The 18,600-nt window shown below is 36.1% G+C and carries 8 protein-coding genes and 7 pseudogenes; 9 read left to right on the top strand and 6 right to left on the bottom strand.

Features of this window, described 5'->3' with window-relative positions:
- Positions 1–118: 118 nt before the first annotated feature.
- Positions 119–1,345: an IS256 family transposase gene (locus NBW36_RS00075; protein WP_250238278.1), complete on the bottom strand. Its 1,227-nt coding sequence runs from the start codon at positions 1,343–1,345 to the stop codon at positions 119–121.
- A gap of 340 nt (positions 1,346–1,685) precedes the next feature.
- A pseudogene (gene eno / locus NBW36_RS00070) lies at positions 1,686–1,835 on the bottom strand (phosphopyruvate hydratase); the annotation flags it as partial.
- A gap of 168 nt (positions 1,836–2,003) precedes the next feature.
- On the opposite strand from eno, the pseudogene NBW36_RS00065 reads away from it, so the two are divergent.
- The 6 genes and pseudogenes from NBW36_RS00065 (at position 2,004) to NBW36_RS00040 (ending at position 10,228) form a co-directional block, all read left to right on the top strand.
- Positions 2,004–3,277: pseudogene (locus NBW36_RS00065) on the top strand (IS4 family transposase).
- A gap of 232 nt (positions 3,278–3,509) precedes the next feature.
- Complete coding sequence (rfbC, locus tag NBW36_RS00060; RefSeq protein ID WP_250238275.1) at positions 3,510–4,058, top strand: dTDP-4-dehydrorhamnose 3,5-epimerase; 549 nt, start codon at positions 3,510–3,512, stop codon at positions 4,056–4,058.
- 101 nt (positions 4,059–4,159) lie between these two features.
- Positions 4,160–4,867, top strand: a pseudogene (locus tag NBW36_RS00055) (IS6 family transposase).
- A gap of 434 nt (positions 4,868–5,301) precedes the next feature.
- On the top strand, positions 5,302–7,941 hold the full coding sequence (locus tag NBW36_RS00050; protein ID WP_250238273.1) for a UvrD-helicase domain-containing protein: 2,640 nt from the start codon (positions 5,302–5,304) through the stop codon (positions 7,939–7,941).
- A 273-nt stretch (positions 7,942–8,214) separates the two neighbouring features.
- Positions 8,215–9,036, top strand: a pseudogene (locus NBW36_RS00045) (IS982 family transposase).
- Positions 9,037–9,273: 237 nt separating this feature from the next.
- A pseudogene (locus NBW36_RS00040) lies at positions 9,274–10,228 on the top strand (IS481 family transposase).
- Between the two features lie 515 nt (positions 10,229–10,743).
- Here the strand turns inward: NBW36_RS00040 and rsmA are convergent.
- The 4 genes and pseudogenes from rsmA to NBW36_RS00020 form a co-directional block, all read right to left on the bottom strand.
- The gene (gene rsmA, locus NBW36_RS00035; protein WP_250238271.1) at positions 10,744–11,532 is read right to left on the bottom strand and encodes a 16S rRNA (adenine(1518)-N(6)/adenine(1519)-N(6))-dimethyltransferase RsmA; all 789 of its coding nucleotides are present in this window, start codon (positions 11,530–11,532) and stop codon (positions 10,744–10,746) included.
- A gap of 12 nt (positions 11,533–11,544) precedes the next feature.
- Positions 11,545–11,922, bottom strand: coding sequence for a hypothetical protein (locus NBW36_RS00030; protein WP_250238269.1), 378 nt, complete (start codon positions 11,920–11,922; stop codon positions 11,545–11,547).
- 168 nt (positions 11,923–12,090) lie between these two features.
- Positions 12,091–12,798 carry a lipoyl(octanoyl) transferase LipB gene (gene lipB, locus NBW36_RS00025; RefSeq protein ID WP_250238267.1) on the bottom strand — a complete coding sequence of 236 codons (708 nt, stop codon included), beginning with the start codon at positions 12,796–12,798 and terminating at the stop codon, positions 12,091–12,093.
- Between the two features lie 374 nt (positions 12,799–13,172).
- Positions 13,173–14,200, bottom strand: a pseudogene (locus tag NBW36_RS00020) (IS5 family transposase).
- A gap of 338 nt (positions 14,201–14,538) precedes the next feature.
- Between NBW36_RS00020 and NBW36_RS00015 the strand changes: the two are divergent.
- The 3 genes and pseudogenes from NBW36_RS00015 to mnmG all read left to right on the top strand — a co-directional run bounded on the left by NBW36_RS00015 (position 14,539) and on the right by mnmG (position 18,413).
- Positions 14,539–15,419: pseudogene (locus NBW36_RS00015) on the top strand (IS982 family transposase).
- A gap of 308 nt (positions 15,420–15,727) precedes the next feature.
- Positions 15,728–16,204 (top strand): nucleoside-diphosphate kinase, encoded by a 477-nt coding sequence (gene ndk, locus NBW36_RS00010; protein ID WP_250238265.1) that lies wholly within the window; start codon positions 15,728–15,730, stop codon positions 16,202–16,204.
- 346 nt (positions 16,205–16,550) lie between these two features.
- Positions 16,551–18,413: a tRNA uridine-5-carboxymethylaminomethyl(34) synthesis enzyme MnmG gene (gene mnmG / locus NBW36_RS00005; protein WP_250238264.1), complete on the top strand. Its 1,863-nt coding sequence runs from the start codon at positions 16,551–16,553 to the stop codon at positions 18,411–18,413.
- Positions 18,414–18,600 lie beyond the last annotated feature (187 nt).

The raw sequence follows: 18,600 nt of genomic DNA, 5'->3' as shown, positions 1-18,600 counted from the left end.
ACCATTTCTTTACTCTAGGACCATTGCAGGGATAGAAAACATTCCTATGATTCAAAAAGGACAAGTAATCGGGGAAGTGTTCTATAAACTGTGTCATATCTCCTGTTCATCTCAACGTCTATTTTAATCTACCGGGAAAAAAGATGTCTATCTGAGATATGGTCAACGCCCAGTTTCGCAGCGGCATAGTCCATTTATCCTCGATCTTCTTTATGGCACAATATACTAATTTATACAAAGCATTTATACTGGTAAACGCTCCTTTTGTCTTGGTAAACTTCCTAATCTGCCTATGCAAGCTTTCTATAGGATTGGTGGTATAAATTAGCCTTCTGACAGGATCTGAATACTTAAAATAACCAGATAAATGTTCCCAATTATTTTGCCAAGATTTGGTAACCATTGGATACTTCCCCCCCCATTTTTCTTCTAATTCCAATAGATAATGCTCAGCAACTTCCTTACTTGAAGCTTGATATATTTGCTTTAAATCAGTTAAAAAACGTTTTACGTCTTTGCTAGCTACATACTTGAGTGAGTTTCGTATCTGATGTACTACACAGACCTGCACTTGTGCATTAGGGAAAACGCTATTTATGGCTGAAGGAAAGCTTTTTAGGCCATCAACACAGGCAATAAGGATATCTTCTACACCTCTTTCCTTAAGCTCGTTAAGTACACCCAACCAGAAGTTAGCCCACTCACTTTCAGACAAATAAAATCCCAATACTTCTTTTTTACCCTCTTGATCTATGCCTAATAAGGTATACATGCATTTGCTTACACATCTGCCATCTTCTTTTACCTTAAAAAACATCCTATCCATGAAAACTATCGGATAAACTGATTGAAGAGGGCGGTTACGCCATTCATTTATTATCGGTAACAAGCTATCTGTAATAGATGATATTTCAGCAGCTGATACTTTATGATCATAGATCTCTTCAACATGAACGGCTATAGATTTATAGCTCATACCACTAGAAAATATGCTTAAGATCTTGCTTTCCAGCTCAGGATGTAGGCTTGTTTGACGCTTTTTAACTATTTGTGGATCGAAACTACCTGTCCTATCCCTAGGAATTAGCAGATCAAAGGAACCAGAACTTGTACGTAAAGTTTTAGAGCTTTTGCCATTTCTTCTATTATTTTCTGTTGAATCACTAGATAAATGGTGTGCCATTTCACCTTCTAGACTTGCCTCTAGAAGCTTTTTTATCAGAGGCGTTAAAGCACCACCTTTTCCTGTTAAAGGCTTACCTAAACGGATAGAGCACAAAATATTTTCCTCCAGAAATTTGTAATCTACTAAACCAACATAGGAATTGTTCTTATTTTCTTCCATGTCTAAAACCTTTAATGTTTATTTAATTAATTTATAACTTTTTATCGCCTTGACACAGTTTATAGAACACTTCCCACCTGCTCTAAAAAAAGCACTAAAAACGTGAGTTCGGGATTTATTTGACTGATTTACAACAATTTAATATCAATTATTTAGTTAATATTTGCACCTATTTAACAAGTTTTTATATCTAATTTTATAAATATAATATATATAATAAACTGATTATCAGAATTATTTGTTATTCAACTACTTATTTAACTGTCTATAAAACAAATTTTATAAATTTTTATTAATATTGATTATCAAATAAAAAAATAATCTAATCCCGAATTCACGTTATCTGATTGTATTTAATCAGCACTGCATTCACTAAATTTTCTTCTATGCCCTTCTTTAAGCGTACGGGATTGGTCACAAATAGATCATCCCCTACTAATTGTACCCGGTCCCCCAATGCTTGCGTAAGTTGCTTCCAACCTATATGATCGGTCAATGGCGTCAACTTAAGGGAAAATATGAGTAATTATTTGTTTAGTATTGTTTGGTTTTTCCCTTCAAGTATCTACCTATAATTGTCTTTTAATTCTATAAAAAATACTTTCCTTCTGTATTATTTGATGAATAAAGTTTAAAATGTACTTTTTTATATAAAGACATGGTAGAGAAAGGGAAAAATATTATTTTACGAATTAAAGATACCATACACTTGCGTAAGTTTCCAGTGAAGCATTGTTTGGCAAAAAATAGTTTCACACGCAGGAGAAAACTTACATTTCCAGTGGTATTTTCTATGATTTTGAGGTTAGTTAAAAAAGTTTAGGTATAGAGTGTGAACTTATGGAACCATCAACTTTTAAAATTCCCCCATCCAAGCAAGCTTTTTCAAAAGCAAGATATAAAATTGCTCATACAGGATTTAAAGAATTATTGGATTTAAGCCTTCAAACAGCTTATCAAGGTGATACCTCATATGGAACATGGAGAGGTTATAGAGTTATTGCTAGAGATGGCTCCTCAGTTCGCTTGCCTGGTTCTCAAGAAATCGTCTCTAAGTTTGGTCGCCTTAACCCGAATGGAACTACAGGTACTATGCCTTCATTGGCTAGAGGTTCCCTTTTCGTTGATTTATGTACTTCTCTGATTATCAGTGCACGTTTTGCACCTTGGCATGTGGGAGAGCAAACAATGGCAGAAGAACAATTACCTGAAGTAATTAACCAACTGCGTTCATTAGAGCAAGAAAAACTATTATTCATCTATGATCGTGGTTATATTTCAATAAAGTTTATTGAGCAACATAATGCTTGCCAAACAGACTTTATTTTTCGTGTGCAAGAAAAAAATTATACCAATCTATGGAAAATGGTTTCATCTGGTAAATCAGATTTTGATTTTATGTTGACAAATAATTCCAAGACAATCGGCCAAAAAGTAAGGGTCATAGCCCTTAGTTTACCCAACGACAAACTGGAAGTATTGGTTACCTCTCTTTTTGACCGAGAAGAATTTACTGCAGACGATATCAGCAAAGCATACCTATTAAGGTGGCACATAGAGGAGTGTTATAAACGACTTAAGATAGGTTCAGAATTAGAGAATTTCTCTGGAAAAAACTTAGATGCCGTACTACAAGAGTTTTGGGCACACTTAGTGATGTGTAATATACTATCACTTCATATGTGTGATAGACAAGGCGCTTGGAACCCAGACCAAATTGCTCAATATCGGTTAAACTTTTCCGTTTTATTTGGTGTAATGAGGCAGAAACTGTATCAGGTTCTTGTTGGCGATTGCTCTCCCAAGAGCTTTCAGAGACTTTTTAATAGAGCCAGTATACGTGCTAAAATTAAAATCCGGATAAGTCGATTATATAGTCGAGATAAGGTCGATAAACCTAGACGGAATCATGTTTTTAGAAGAGTTTGCTAACCAATAAACCCTTAAGTTGACGCTATTGAGTGAACGCCCCCCTTACAGCTCAAAAAATAGAAGCCACCCTGTGGCCTCCATTAAACTGTTGTTCTGCTCAGCTGCAAGGTGTGCTTTCTAGTCACAACTTTTTACAATGCGCGTTTTTGCTTGTTTTGTGTGGTTAGAAAGCAGAGCTGCATATAATCCTTAAGTTGACACCATTGGCTAAACGAATATCTACAGATAAGTCATGCAATTAGAAGCACAATACCTTTCAGGTCTTTTACTGTTTAAACCTACTATATATTACGATAGCAGAGGTTATTTTTTTGAATCTTACCATAAAGAAAAATATAAGGCAGTAGGCTTGGATGTTTCTTTTATACAAGAAAATCAATCTTTATCTAAAAAAGGAACCCTTCGTGGGCTCCATTATCAATTGGCGCCCTATGCACAAGCCAAATTGGTTCGTGTGGTACAGGGCGTTATATGGGATGTGGTAGTAGACTTGCGTAAGGCAATGGATACCTTTGGAAAATGGCAGGGCTTTTTACTTTCTTCAGAAAACCAGCATCAGCTTTTTGTGCCTAGAGGCTTTGCCCATGGCTTTATAGCCTTAAGCAACGAGGCTATAGTCGCGTATAAGTGCGATGCATATCGTTATCCAGACGCAGAGCAGGGCATTCATTTTCAAGATCCTACCTTAAATATTCCTTGGGAAGATTATGAAACACCCCAAATTATTTCAGCAAAAGATGAGGCGTTACCACTATTGCAAGAGGCAATCTATAACTTTTAACCTTGGAGGAAGTGTTCAATGAACTGTGTCACAGTACGGTTCTGTCTCGTTTATTCTAAAAAATCATTATTTTAGTATCTGTAGTTAAAAAAGTAGTCATTATGTTTAATATTTCGCCCAAATTATTACCTTATTTTAAAGGCTATTGTTCTTCAGCAGAAGTCATCCTGTTATTTGTCTAGATGAAGTGTCGTTTTTCCTTGAGCTATAGAGATTTGGAAGAGATGATGCGTATGAGAGGCGCAAGAGTTGATCATTCTACGCTACAAAGATGGGTTATTAAGTTTGTTCCTCTTATAGATGAAGCAGTAAGCAAAAGAAAACGACCAGTTGGTGGTAGTTGGAGAATAGATGAGACCTATATTAAACTAAACGGGAAGTGGATCTATTTATATAGAACAGTAGATCGTTATGGTGATACAGTTAACTTTTTTCTATCTGAGTATAGAGACAAGTCTGCAGCTTTTTCTTTTTTTCGTAAGGCGATCACAGAAAATAATATTCCTAAGAAAGTAGTAATTGACAAAAGCGGTAGTAATAAAGCTGCCCTTGATGCGATCAATACAGAACTTGATCAAGATCATACCATTCAAATATTTCAAAACAAATACTTGAATAATAGAGTTGAACAAGATCATAGGTTTATCAAAAAACGGCTAAAACCTATGCTTAGTTTTAAGTGTTTTAAGTCTGCAGCCATTACCATTTCGGGGATAGAAAACATTCGTATGATTCAAAAAGGACAAGTAATTGGAGCTAAAAATCATCTTTCTACTTTTGAGAATTTTGTTATGCTAATGGCCGAATAATACCCAATATATATCCAAAACTTCACTTAAAAGAAAAGACGTTACTAAAGAAAATATAGACGCGACAGAACCGTTATAGACAAGGATAATTGCAACTTATGGTCCCTAATATCTAACTATTAACTACATGACTAGAAAATGGACCACCTCTATTCATAACTGGAGCGAGACTATGGCACATTTTTTAATTAAATTTGAAAACAGAATTGAATAAAACCAAAAAAATAATTTACACACTTAAGTAGACAGAGCCTCCCTATCTGTTGTAAAGCACAGTTATGCATAACTTTTTTCTTTGGCAATTTCTATATTTATTATATAGATTGATTACCAATATATATTTTATAAACTTAACGATTTCCTTGCGTTATAGAAGAACACTAAGCTGGCCTACTTAGATCAGTTTGGGAATGGTTGCTTATCCTTAAAAAGCTATGGCTCAATTGCTTATCTATCGTGCTTCTGCAGGTTCTGGCAAAACCCATATATTGGTAACCCGTTATATTCAATGGGCTTTACGTTATCCAGATGCTTTTAAACATATCTTGGCGGTAACCTTTACCAATCGTGCAACCCAGGAAATGAAGCAGCGGATTCTGGCCTATTTGCATAGCCTATCTATTGGGGAAGAAACGACTTTACGAGAAATGCTGCGCCAAACAGGGTGGGCGCCTGCTCAACTACAGCTGCGCAGCAAGGAAATATTATCCATGATGGTACATCAGTATGGTGATTTGTCAGTTGTGACCATCGATGGTTTCTTCCATAAGATCCTTCAATCCTTTGCCCAATCACTCGGGTTACCCCACCATTTTGCTATTGAGATGGATGAGCCACTGGCTTTAAAAGAAACCATAGAGGAACTATCTATCTTAGATGAACCGTTGCTTCAACAATGGATGGTGGACTTTGCACTTACGAAACTATTGGTTGGTAAAAACTGGCATGTTAAAAGCCACATTCAGGAGCTGGGTAAAGCACTCTTTGATGAGTCATTTAAGTTACATGAAAAAGCATTATTAACTGCTTTTCAGCAGAAAGAGGAATGTCCTCACTTCGCATTAGCGACACAAGCGTCTTTGTGCTCCTTTGAACAAAGGATGCAAAAGATAGGGCAAACTGCCCTAAACATAGTGCAACAAGAGGGACTTACACCCAAAGATTTTACCTATGGTACCAAAGGAGTAATAGGCTATTTTTTAAAATTAGCCAGCAAAAAAGATCTGAAGCCCACCAAACTGGCTGCTATAGGCAACAATGATCTAACAAGTTGGTACCACAAGCAAAAAACCAATAAATCCGCCCATATCGCTAAAGTAGTAGAGACTTTACTCCATCCTTTACTGATGCAGGCAATGAACTTGTATGAAAAAGAAGGCTTAGCATATAGAACCACCATAGTGGGGAACCGTTTTACTTATGCCTTTGGTATGATCGGCGCATTACTTATAGGATTAGAGCGGTATAGATTCAAAAACAATCTCTTGTTTATGTCAGATATTGCCGCCTTACTCTACCAAGCCATTCAGGGCAGCGATACACCCTACCTATATGAAAAAATAGGCAATCAATTTCATCATTTTCTAATAGATGAATTTCAAGACCTTTCTCTTTTTCAATGGATGAATATCAAGCCATTATTACGCAATAGCCTGGCACAAGGATATACTAGCTTATTAGTAGGAGACGTCAAACAATCTATTTACCGTTGGCGTGGTAGCAATTGGAAACTCTTGAACCATCAAGTAGAAGCAGAATTTAAGGAAAGTACCATTTATGGTTTAACTACCAATAGACGTAGCCAAGAGGCCATTATATTATTTAACAATCATTTCTTTAAAAAAGCCGCCAACCAATTGGTTGATTATCTCGAATCTACCTTTCCCTCTATTGATCCACTCTCTTATGACTTGGCCCAAATGCGACGGGCTTATGATGACGTAGCACAACAAACAAACGCTACAAAAGGAGGTTATGTAGAACTTTTTTTACTTCGTTCTGACCAAACAGAGGGTTATCCTACTTCTTGGAAAGCGCATGCACAAAAAACCTTTATAGCCTTGCTAGAACGGTTACAACAAGAGGGCATTCCAGCAAAGGATATCGTTGTATTGATTCGGAATAATAGTGAAGCCGCTTTACTAACCCATTTGTGCAACCATACCATTGGTTCATATAAGTTAGTATCGGATCATGCCCACTCTTTATGGAGCCATATAGCCATAAAAGTATTGATACATGCATTATATTATCTTAATAATGAAGATGATTTAATTAATAAAGTATCCTGGATACAAGCTTATTGGCATGGTATAGATAACCATTCGGGGAATGGGCACCATGATAGATACTACCAAGCAGTAGATGGCGATATGCAAAAGCTATTGCCCCACTCGTTTTGGGCACAAAAAGACTTTTTAAAAAATGTATCGGTTTATACCTGTGTGCATCTACTGATCGCCTGTTTATTTAAATCTCCTCATGACTTTGGCGATGTTCTAGCTTTTTTTCAGAGTATTGTTTTAAACTTTTGTCTTACAGAATCGTCTTCTATAGAAGCATTTTTAGTTTGGTGGGAAAAAAGAGGTCGAGCGATACAACTACCTGCCAGTCATCATGAAAATGTGATCCGTGTAATGACCATTCACCAATCTAAAGGATTGGCATTTAAAGTAGTCATTATGCCTTTTTGTAATTGGGGATTAGACCATCCGCCACAAAATGGCCCCATATTATGGAGCCTATACCATCCACAACACCGATATTTTCCTATATGGCCAATAGGCTATGGTGCAGATTTAAAAGAAACCCATTATGCAAAAGACTATTACCTAGAACAGCTCCAAATACATCTAGATAACCTCAATCTACTCTATGTAGCCTTTACAAGAGCCGAAGCGCAACTCTATGTTATGGCCCCACTTCCAGAGAAAACAGAAGGTATGGCTACGATTGCTGATTTACTATATCAATCATTGGTAAAGCAGAAAATAGATCGTCCATGCGAGGAAACGCTACCATGCATAGCTGATATGCAAGAAACGGCTGTAGGCACTAAGTTTTGTTTTAGATGAACCGCTACCCTATTTTTATGTATTTGTTCAAGTCAGTGGTAAATAAGACATTTTTATCACACTTTTTTCGGTTCTGTCGCGTTTATTCTAAAAAATCATTATTTTAACCTAAGTTCGGGATTAGCTTGTTAAAAAATAGCTTTAAAAAGCTTCTTCGTGTTTTAAATTTGGAGATAAAAAAATACTAACCAGATTATCCAAAGGAGCCAGTTATGAATGTAGAAATAATTAGTTGAAATATATTATGCTGTTGATGAATTTCTCATAAAGTTTATGCCGTATATGGAAAAACAACTGTTAACCAACTCTAAAAGAAAACCCACTAGAACTTGTTCATTAACTTTGAGTGAAATAATGACTGTTCTTATTGCCTTTCATGTGATTGGTTTTAGAAATTTTAAGTCTTATTATATTCATTTACAGCAATTTCATTCTAGTGAATTTGGAAAGTTAGTAAGCTAGAATAGATTTATAGAACTGATCCAAAGAACGTTAGTTCCCTTGTACTGTTTTACACAAAGTCTTTCTAAAACAAAAACAAGTTGTTATTTTATGGATGCAACAGCCATCAAGGTTTGCCATATCAAAAGAGCCTATACGCACAGGGTTTTTAAATCGATTGCTACTAAAGGTAAAACCAGCACCGGTTGGTTTTTTGGATTAAAGTTGCACTTGATAGTCAATGATTTAGGAGAAATTATGAATTTTCAACTGACCACAGGTAAAACTAATGATAGGCTTCCTGTAGAAAATTTATGTAAACACTTCATGGGTAAAATGTTTGCCAATAAAGGTTACATAAGCAAAGATTTATTTGAAAAACTGATCGAGAAAGGCGTGGAACTCATTACCCAAATCAGAAAAAATATGAAAAATGCTTTTATGCCACTCTAGGATAAACTGATGCTTAGAAAACGATCTATAATTGAAACTATTATAGATCAGCTCAAAAATATTAGCCAGATAGAACATGCCAGGCATAGAAGCATACCTAATTTTCTAGTCAATTTGATAGCTGGAATTACAGCTTATGCACTAAAAGAGAAAAAACCTTCTATAACTAATATATATATGACTGGTTCACAATACGTCTAATCCCGAACTGAGGTTACTAAGCCAACGTAGTCATTATGCATTGTTTCTTCCATGTCTAAAACCTTTATCTGTTAAGTATGTAAATTATAACTTTTTAAAGGTTTGACACAGTTTAGTGAACACTTCCCAGCCATGACTAAATCCTACAACGCGTCTTAGGTGTTTAGTCCCAAAGTGTAGTGATATATTCTACGAAAGTGGTATATTTTACTTATCCTTAGCAAGTAGAGAACAATTATGGGACAATTATTACACGGCTGCGCCAAAACGACAATTAGAGTTCGTAAGACATACAAGAGAGTACACAGAGTCTAGCTTCCCTTGCACGACATTACGGCATCAACATAAAAACCGCTTCAAAATGGAAAAATCGTTCATTTTTTGAAGATGTAGTCATGGGACCTAAAGAGCGAAAATCAACAGTTTTAACCAGAGAGGAAGAAAGTATAATTATTCCTGTCGTAGGCATGCCCTTCTACCGTTAGATGACTGTCTATATGCTCTGCAAACAGTTATTCCGCATTTGACTCGTTCGAGTTTGCACCGTTGTTTACAACGGCATGGAATAAGTTTTTTGCTTGAATCTGTAGAGAAAGAACATACAGCTAAAAAGAAGTTTAAAGTATATCCTATTGGTTATTTCCATATCGATATTGCAGAAATGAGTACTGAAGGAGGCAAATTATATTTATTTGTAGCCATTGATCGAACCTCTAAATTTGTTTATGTGGAGCTACATCCCAAAATGACTAAAATGATAGCTGCAACTTTTCTCGAAAATGTGATTAAATCGACTCCTTATAAAATACATACTATACTCACAGACAATGGGATCCAGTTTTGTAATAGGCAAAAAGATCGCCACAGTTTTGTACATATTTTCGATCTAGTCTGTTTAGCCAATGGAATTGAGCATCGTCTCACAAAAGTGAACCATCCCTGGACAAATGGACAAGTGGAACGAATGAATAGAACTCTTAAAGATGCTACGGTGAAAAAATACTATTATCAATCTCATGAGCATCTAAAAACGCATCTTTATCATTTTATTATAGCTTATAATCACGCTAAACGGCTTAAAACACTTAAGGGGCTTTCACCTTATGAGTTTATTTGTAAGCAGTGGAAGAAAAAGCCTGAATTATTTCATACTAATCCTTGCCACTACACTTTGGGACTAAACACTATCTAATATTCAACGTATGATTAAAGTATTCTCTTCATTTACTGATCCAAATGAAAAGAAGTTCACCTCTGAAACTATTCAAATGCTAGATGCGGCACCAATGGCATCTATGAATGACAGATGATCACATCATAATTATATAACATAAGGACCTGTTTCCTAAAAAAATTAGTACCCGTCGTACGTTCATCGGTATGGCCATACTACGAAAAAAATAAAAACCCGCCCCTCGTAAAAGGTTGCGATCAGAAAGCACACCTTGCAGCTGATCAGAAAAACAGCTTAATGGAGGCCACAGGATGGCTTCTGTTTTTCCAGCTGTAAGCGGGAATTCTAGCAATTTTTTGCATCAGCGCTTGATTTTTTGCACACTTTTTTATCAAAAAAAAGTGTGGTATACATGCTTTTTTACCAGTGACTTAAACAGATACCGCAATTTATACTAAAATATAGTAAACAAAGTCTTACCAAGTAGTTTTTTAGTTATAAATTTAATACTGACACCTGTAAGCTGTTATAAGCTAGGTCAATCCCCTGGTTTCCAATGCATTAGTTAGTTCTACAAATTCAGCTACACTAAGTTCCTCTGCACGTTTATTCAACAAATCAGTGCAACCTATATTGGACACATTGAAAGCACGCAAAGCATTTTGCAACTTCTTTCTACGTTGCTGAAAACCACTTTTGACTATTTGAAAAAAAAGCAACTCATTACATGGTAGTTTTTGTACGTTATTGCGATGCATGGTAATAACCGCAGAATCCACTTTAGGTGGTGGCAGAAAGAGATGAGGCAGTACTGTAAAATGGTATTCTATGACATAGAATGCTTGTAAAAACAGACTAAGCATACCATAAGTCTTACTACCTGGTTGAGCAGCCATTCGTTCTGCTACTTCCTTCTGAACCATCCCTACTACTTCATGTACCATATGACGATTGTCTAAAATTTTAAAGAAAATTTGAGAAGAAATATTATAGGGGAAATTGCCAATAATAGTCAACCGTGCACCTTGAAACTGTTCTGTTAGGGACAGTTTTAAAAAATCTGCCTCTATGATACTATCCCTTAATTGAGCATATTTTTTTTTTAGATAGGGTACAAGGTCGCTATCTATCTCTACAAGATATAAACTAGCAATAGGCTTACAGAGCAACATTTCTGTTAAGCTACCCCTACCAGGTCCCACTTCAATTACCGTACCTACTAAGCTTGCATCTGTTAATAGATTGGCTATTCGACTGGACACAGCAGTGCCTATTAAAAAATGCTGGCCCAATGATTTTTTAATCCTTATAGACGTTGCCATAGTGGGCTGCACTTAAAAAGAAGAGGAGTTTATAAATTCTTTAATTTGCTTATGCAAGGCATGTTGATCAGCCTCATGTGATTTCTTCAGCAAAAACTTCAACAACCAATTATATCTTTCCAATAAACTTTTATATTTCTCCTCAAGTTGAAATAATTCTGCACGGACATCGTCTGGAAGCGCTTTATCTGACTTCATCTCAGGAAAATGTACAGCAAAATTATAGTGTAGCACCATCCCCAACGTCAATATAAAGTCATAACTCAAATTTTTCTCCTTAAACCTGTTGTAGAGTGTATTTGTACTTATACCCATTTTTCCAGCTAATACTGAAAGAGAGATACCGCTTCTTCTCACTACATTTTCAATAATTTCTCCTCTGTGTTGCATCTGGCATTAGCAAATTAATAAGTAGAAAAAGAACATGCTTATCAGTCCCTTCCATTGATTTTTTATGTTTGAATTTTTCAACATTCAAAAGAAGTACTAACCAATGGGAACCCTAAGCACAATATAAATATTTGGTACTTTATTTTAAATAAAAGCTTAATACAAAAATTATACAGTATTTAACTTATTTAGAATAATTTGCTCTAAAATGTATGATACAGCCATTATAGAAATAGATTTGTTAGATTCTTGTTGCATAGATGTGACTGCTTTAGGTATACCACAGGGTATAATTTGACCAAAAGGTGCCAGATCATTATTTACATTCAGGGCCAGCCCATGCATGGTTACCCACCTGCTTACTCTAATGCCAATGGCACAAATTTTCCGATCAAATTGTCTTGTAGTTGTATCTGCTTTTAACCATACACCGGTTAACCCAGGGCAACGCATTGATGGAATATTGAAATAGGTTAATGTTTCTATCACAGATGCTTCAAGTAAGCGAAGATAACGGTGTATGTCTGTAAAAAAACATTCCAAATCAACAATAGGATAGACCACTAATTGACCTGGACCATGATAGGTAATATCCCCCCCTCTATTTATATGATATACGGCAATCGCCTGTGTTTGCAAGGTAGCTGCATCTACCAATAAATGGCCAATAGATCCGCTTCGTCCCAGGGTGTATACAGGAGGATGTTCACAAAAAAGCAAGTAACCAGAAGGTGAGGATTGGGTAGGTTGCTGAACCGTAAAGCGCCCGCACTTTCGATCCACAATGGTGCTATAGCAGGCTTCCTGAATCGCCAATGCTTCTTTATAATCTATTAAACCCAATTTTTTTACAACTATTTCCCTATTTTGTACCATCTGTGCGAATTTATATTGCAATATAACCTATTTTTGCCACTTGGTTGAACCAGCCCCTTCCTAATGCGCCCTATTTAGCGCCTCCCTTTTGCACATAAGTCATGCACTGATCATTAGATATAAAAAAGAAGACATATAATATAGATATTAATATGTCACACCATTGTGCGCTACATCTGTTGCCCAGTGTTACAGAACCATAAATGGCATCAACTTATAGGGGAACGATCAGAGACCGTTGTGATAGATCGATAGTATAATTTTTACTATTTTTCTAGGGTTATTTTTTTGATTTTTAGTGTTATGGGTCTAAATATTCTTATTATTTATGGATTTTCAGGTTAATTTTATTCATTTTTTGACAGAGCATCCCCCTAAATACCTTTTAATATGATGTTTGGGGATCTATATAAGTTGTAGGCTATTGCTTCCATAATGTGTTGCGTATAGGCCTTAGCAAGGCCTATATAGCGGGCTCCTGAGCTTCGGAACCAACTTTTAATACTACCAAATACGCGTTCTACTTTATACCTGGTTTTAGCTACCAATCTATTAAACCGTATAGCAGTAGGTGATAAAGGGTTATTTCTAGTGGCTTTCTTCTGAATAGCTGATTTTAAGACTTTATTCTTTAATAAGGTTTCATTAGGTGATCCGCTATAGCCCTTATCTGCATATAGCCTACTACCTACTTTTAGCTCTACTTTATCCAATAAGACTTGTAAATGAGCACTATCATGACTAGATGCTTTTGTGGTACTGACTGCTAGGACTAAGCCTTCTTTACTTTCCACAAGGATGTGCCGCTTATAGCCATAATATAGTGTATCACCTTTTTGGGCCCAACTTGCTTCTGGGTCTACACTTTTTTGATAGCTTTCGGCTACAGTTATAGTCCCATCTTCATGAAGATCATAGTTTTTTTACCTTTAGGGCGCCTAGGGGTAGGAGTTATAGAGGCGTCAACAGCTGCTGAACCCTGTTGAACCAATACAACATGATTAGATAGCTGATCATTAATGATTTTCAATAACCTTTCTAAGGCCTGCTTCTCCGTAAGCGCAGTTCTAAATCTACTTAATACACTATGATCTGGAACAGAACTATCCATGGAAATACCACAAAATCTGCTGAAAGTGATACGATCATTTACTTCTTCTTCTACTTGATAGTCACTCAGAGCATACCATGTTTGAAGTAACAGCATTTTAAATAAAAGAAGTGGGCTATAATCTGGCTTGCCTGATAAACACAAACCTTTAGGATAATACAAGAAAAGTTCTTTTTCTATTACTTGCCAATTAATCAGCTTATTAAGCTGATCGAAAAAAGTATGCTTACACTTACGTCGACTAGCTGAAATATCTGCAAAACTTAATTGATTATTTGTTTTGATGGCCATAACAATACTATTAAAAATCTTAAGTATAAACCATTAAAAATGTAACATAATTTAACCATTTTATAACACTAAAAGCCACTTTTTATACCAAAGCTTGAAATTTTATTGCAACGGTCTCGATCAGTAACTACTGCAAGATATAGTTATATTGAAAACACTTCTTGATGAACATATGAATTTGATGGATAACCGGAGCAAGTTACCCACAAATACACATCATAGTTACCATTTAACCTGAGTTCGGGATTAGCTTGTTAAAAAATAGCTTTAAAAAGCTCCTTTGTGTTTTAAATTTGGAGATAAAAAAATACTAACCAGATTATCCAAAGGAGCCAGTTATGAATGTAGAAAAGTTAGTTGAAATATATTATGCTGTTAATGAATTTCTCATAAAGTTTATGCCGTATATGGAAAAACAACTGTTAACCAACTCTAAAAGAAAACCCACTAGAACTTGTTCATTAACTTTGAGTGAAATAATGACTGTTCTTATTGCCTTTCATGTGATTGGTTTTAGAAATTTTAAGTCTTATTATATTCATTTACAGCAATTTCATTCTAGTAAATTTGGAAAGTTAGTAAGCTAGAATAGATTTATAGAACTGATCCAAAGAACGTTAGTTCTCTTGTACTGTTTTACACAAAGTCTTTCTAAAACAAAAACAGGTTGTTATTTTATGGATGCAACAGCCATCAAGGTTTGCCATATCAAAAGAGCCTATACGTACGGGTTTTTAAATCGATTGCTACTAAAGGTAAAACCAGCACCGGTCGGTTTTTTGGATTAAAGTTGCACTTGATAGTCAATGATTTAGGAGAAATTATGAATTTTCAACTGACCACAGGTAAAACTAATGATAGGCTTCCTGTAGAAAATTTATGTAAACACTTCATGGGTAAAATGTTTGCCGATAAAGGTTACATAAGCAAAGATTTATTTGAAAAACTGATCGAAAAAGGCGCGGAACTCATTACCCAAATCAGAAAAAATATGAAAAATGCTTTTATGCCACTCTGGGATAAACTGATGCTTAGAAAACGATCTATAATTGAAACTATTATAGATCAGCTCAAAAATATTAGCCAGATAGAACATTCCAGGCATAGAAGCATACCTAATTTTCTAGTCAATTTGATAGCTGGAATTACAGCTTATGCACTAAAAGAGAAAAAACCTTCTATAACTAATATATATATGACTGGTTCACAATACGTCTAATCCCGAACTGAGGTGTTTACCATACAAAACACCATACGTAATGCAACCACACCATCTACCTAATGCTTGGCTAAGGCCTAAAAAGTATTATATTTGTCTTCCGAAGTATACCCGGAAAATGGTACCTTTGTAAGCATTTAACCTATTCAGATAGGCTGAATATACATTAGGGTTAATAAGATGTTTTTCAGTTATAACTTCTAAAAAACTTCAGGCCATGAAGCTTCTTCTTAGGGTATAGCCCACACTGTGGATCCGAGCTAGCAAACATGATCCCTTATAAATCACACTTAAATTAAGTTAAGAAAATGAACGGAAGATACACATTTTCAATGATTAAGCCTGATGCAGTGCGTAACAATTATATTGGTTCTATTCTTTCCATGATAGAAAAAGCAGGTTTTGCTATACACGCACTCTCTATGCTTGAGTTAACCCAAGCCGCCGCGGAACACTTTTATGCAGTACATGCACACCGTCCTTTTTATACAGACTTATGCAAATTTATAGCTTCTGGCCCTGTAGTGGCCATGGTATTGGAAAAAGAGCATGCAGTAACAGATCTACGCAAACTAATGGGTGCTACCAATCCAGCAGAAGCTGCTGAGGGTACCATTAGGAAGGTATTTGCTACTTCTATCGATTATAATGCTATTCATGGCTCAGATTCAGACGAAACAGCTGCTACAGAAATTTCCTTTTTCTTTCCCGGTCGTGATCTGCTTATAAAAAACACCTGTCATATAGGATTGCATTATATAAATGCACCACCACTAGAATATTGAAAATAGAATTATTCATTCAGCAATTATGCTGCCTATTAGTCTTATTGCGAAAGAGAAGCTCCTTTCTAAAAAGTTTCGATCAGAAAGCACACCTTATAGTTGGACAATGTTGTAAAAACAACGCACTTTGAAAAAAGTTGTGATAAGTAAGTGTGTCCTTAAAACTGATTAAAAAATCAGTTAAGTGGATTTGCAGGGTTGATTCTGATTTTCCAGCTTTAAAGGTGCACTTACAGCAACTTTTTTCATCAGTGCTTGATTTTTTTGTTTCTTCTTGATCAAAAAAAGTAGATACAACCATATCTAATGATGCGTGGGATGTTTCACGTGAAACATTTTTAAATCTATGTTACTTGAATACGATATTATTGTAGTGGGCGGTGGACATGCAGGTTGTGAAGCTGCTACAGCTGCTTCTAAACTAGGTGCTAAGGTTCTACTGATTACCATGAGCTTGCAGGCGATTGGTCAAATGTCCTGCAACCCAGCTATGGGAGGCATTGCAAAAGGACAACTTATTCGGGAAATAGATGCTTTAGGAGGATTTTCTGGCATTATAGCAGATCAATCAGCCATTCAGTTTAGAATGCTCAATACCTCAAAGGGACCAGCGATGTGGAGTCCGCGCACCCAAAATGACAGAAGGTTATTCTCAGAATGCTGGAGAAGAGCCCTAGAATCATTGCCCAATCTAGATTTCTGGCAAGATATGGTTGTATCCCTATTGATAAAAGATGGAAAGGTTAGGGGGGTACAAACCGAACTGGGCATCACGATAGAGAGTCAAGCGGTTATTTTGACCAATGGCACCTTTTTAAATGGAATCATTCATGTTGGCGCAAAAAAAATGTCCGGCGGTCGTTCTGCAGAAAAGGCTGCCACGGGTATTACTGAACAACTTCAAAAACTGGGCTTTCAAACAGGAAGAATGAAGACAGGGACCTCTCCTCGTGTAGATGGTAGAACATTAGATTACAACAAGATGGAAATACAACCAGGCGATCCACGGCCAGGCAGTTTTTCCTTTTTAAATACGGAGCCGCTTACGCGACAAAAAAGTTGTTATATTACCTATACCAACCCAACTGTACACAACCTTATTAAAGATAACGTAGCAGACATCCCCAGGTATAATGGCCAAATTCAAAGTACCGGTCCTCGTTATTGTCCTTCTATAGAAGATAAGGTGCATAGATTTGCAGAAAAAGAACGCCATCAAATCTTTGTGGAGCCAGAAGGTTGGCATACTATTCAAATCTATGTAAATGGATTATCTACTTCATTAACAGAAGCTATTCAATTAAAGATGCTAAGGGCTATAGTTGGTTTTGAAAAAGCCAAAATGATCTGTCCTGGTTACGCGATCGAATATGATTATTTCCCTCCTACGCAGTTGTACCATACACTAGAAACCCAACTGATTCACAACCTTTACTTTGCAGGACAAATCAATGGCACCACTGGTTATGAAGAAGCTGCTTGTCAGGGCCTAATGGCAGGGATTAATGCCTACAGAAAGATTAATGCATTGAGTCCAGTGGTATTCAAAAGATCTGAGGCCTATATTGGGGTCTTAATAGATGATTTAGTAAGTAAAGGAACAGAAGAACCCTATCGCATGTTTACTTCCCGGGCTGAATTTCGCATTTTACTAAGACAAGATAATGCAGACCTGCGTTTAACAGAATGGGGACATTCGATAGGATTAGCTGGTGACCAGCGGCTTCAAAAAGTATATAAAAAGAAAGAAGAGATGGCTTATATTTTTCATTTTTTAAAAAAATGGAAGATACAACCAGAAACCATTAATCCAACCTTAGAGGCAAAAGGTGCAAGCTTAATAGATGAAACACAATTTGCTGACACATTGTTAAAAAGACCAGAGGTTGACCTTAATGACTTGCTTCCATTAGATAGGCAGCAAGAAAATGCCCTATCTACTTATGGACAAGAGGTGCTTCAACAGGTGAGCATCGAGCTCAAATACGAAAGTTATTTTCTAAAAGAAAGGGAACTTGTAGAGAAAATGGAACGATTAGAGCATTATGCCATTCCACCTGATTTTGATTATACAAGGTTAAAAGCACTCTCTGCAGAAGCATTAGAAAAGCTTCAAAAGAAAAGACCTACTACGCTAGGACAAGCTTCGCGCATTAGTGGTGTACGTCCAACTGATATTTCCATTTTAATGGTTTACTTAGGGCGATAACCACAACCGTCATAGATCAAAATAGCTCAAAACCTCGAAATAATAGAAGCTATGCGTCCAGTTTCATTAAGGATAATGCCTTAAGTTGACGCCATTGTCCGTTTAGGCCCCCGGTTATATTTCAAAAAAGAAAAAATGCACCCTACAAAAGGAAGAAAGTAAGATACAAACGCTTTATGGATATACC

This window comes from Cardinium endosymbiont of Oedothorax gibbosus (genome assembly GCF_936981045.1).
Lineage (GTDB): Bacteria > Bacteroidota > Bacteroidia > Cytophagales > Amoebophilaceae > Cardinium.
This window is presented reverse-complemented; position numbering and strand designations above follow the sequence as displayed.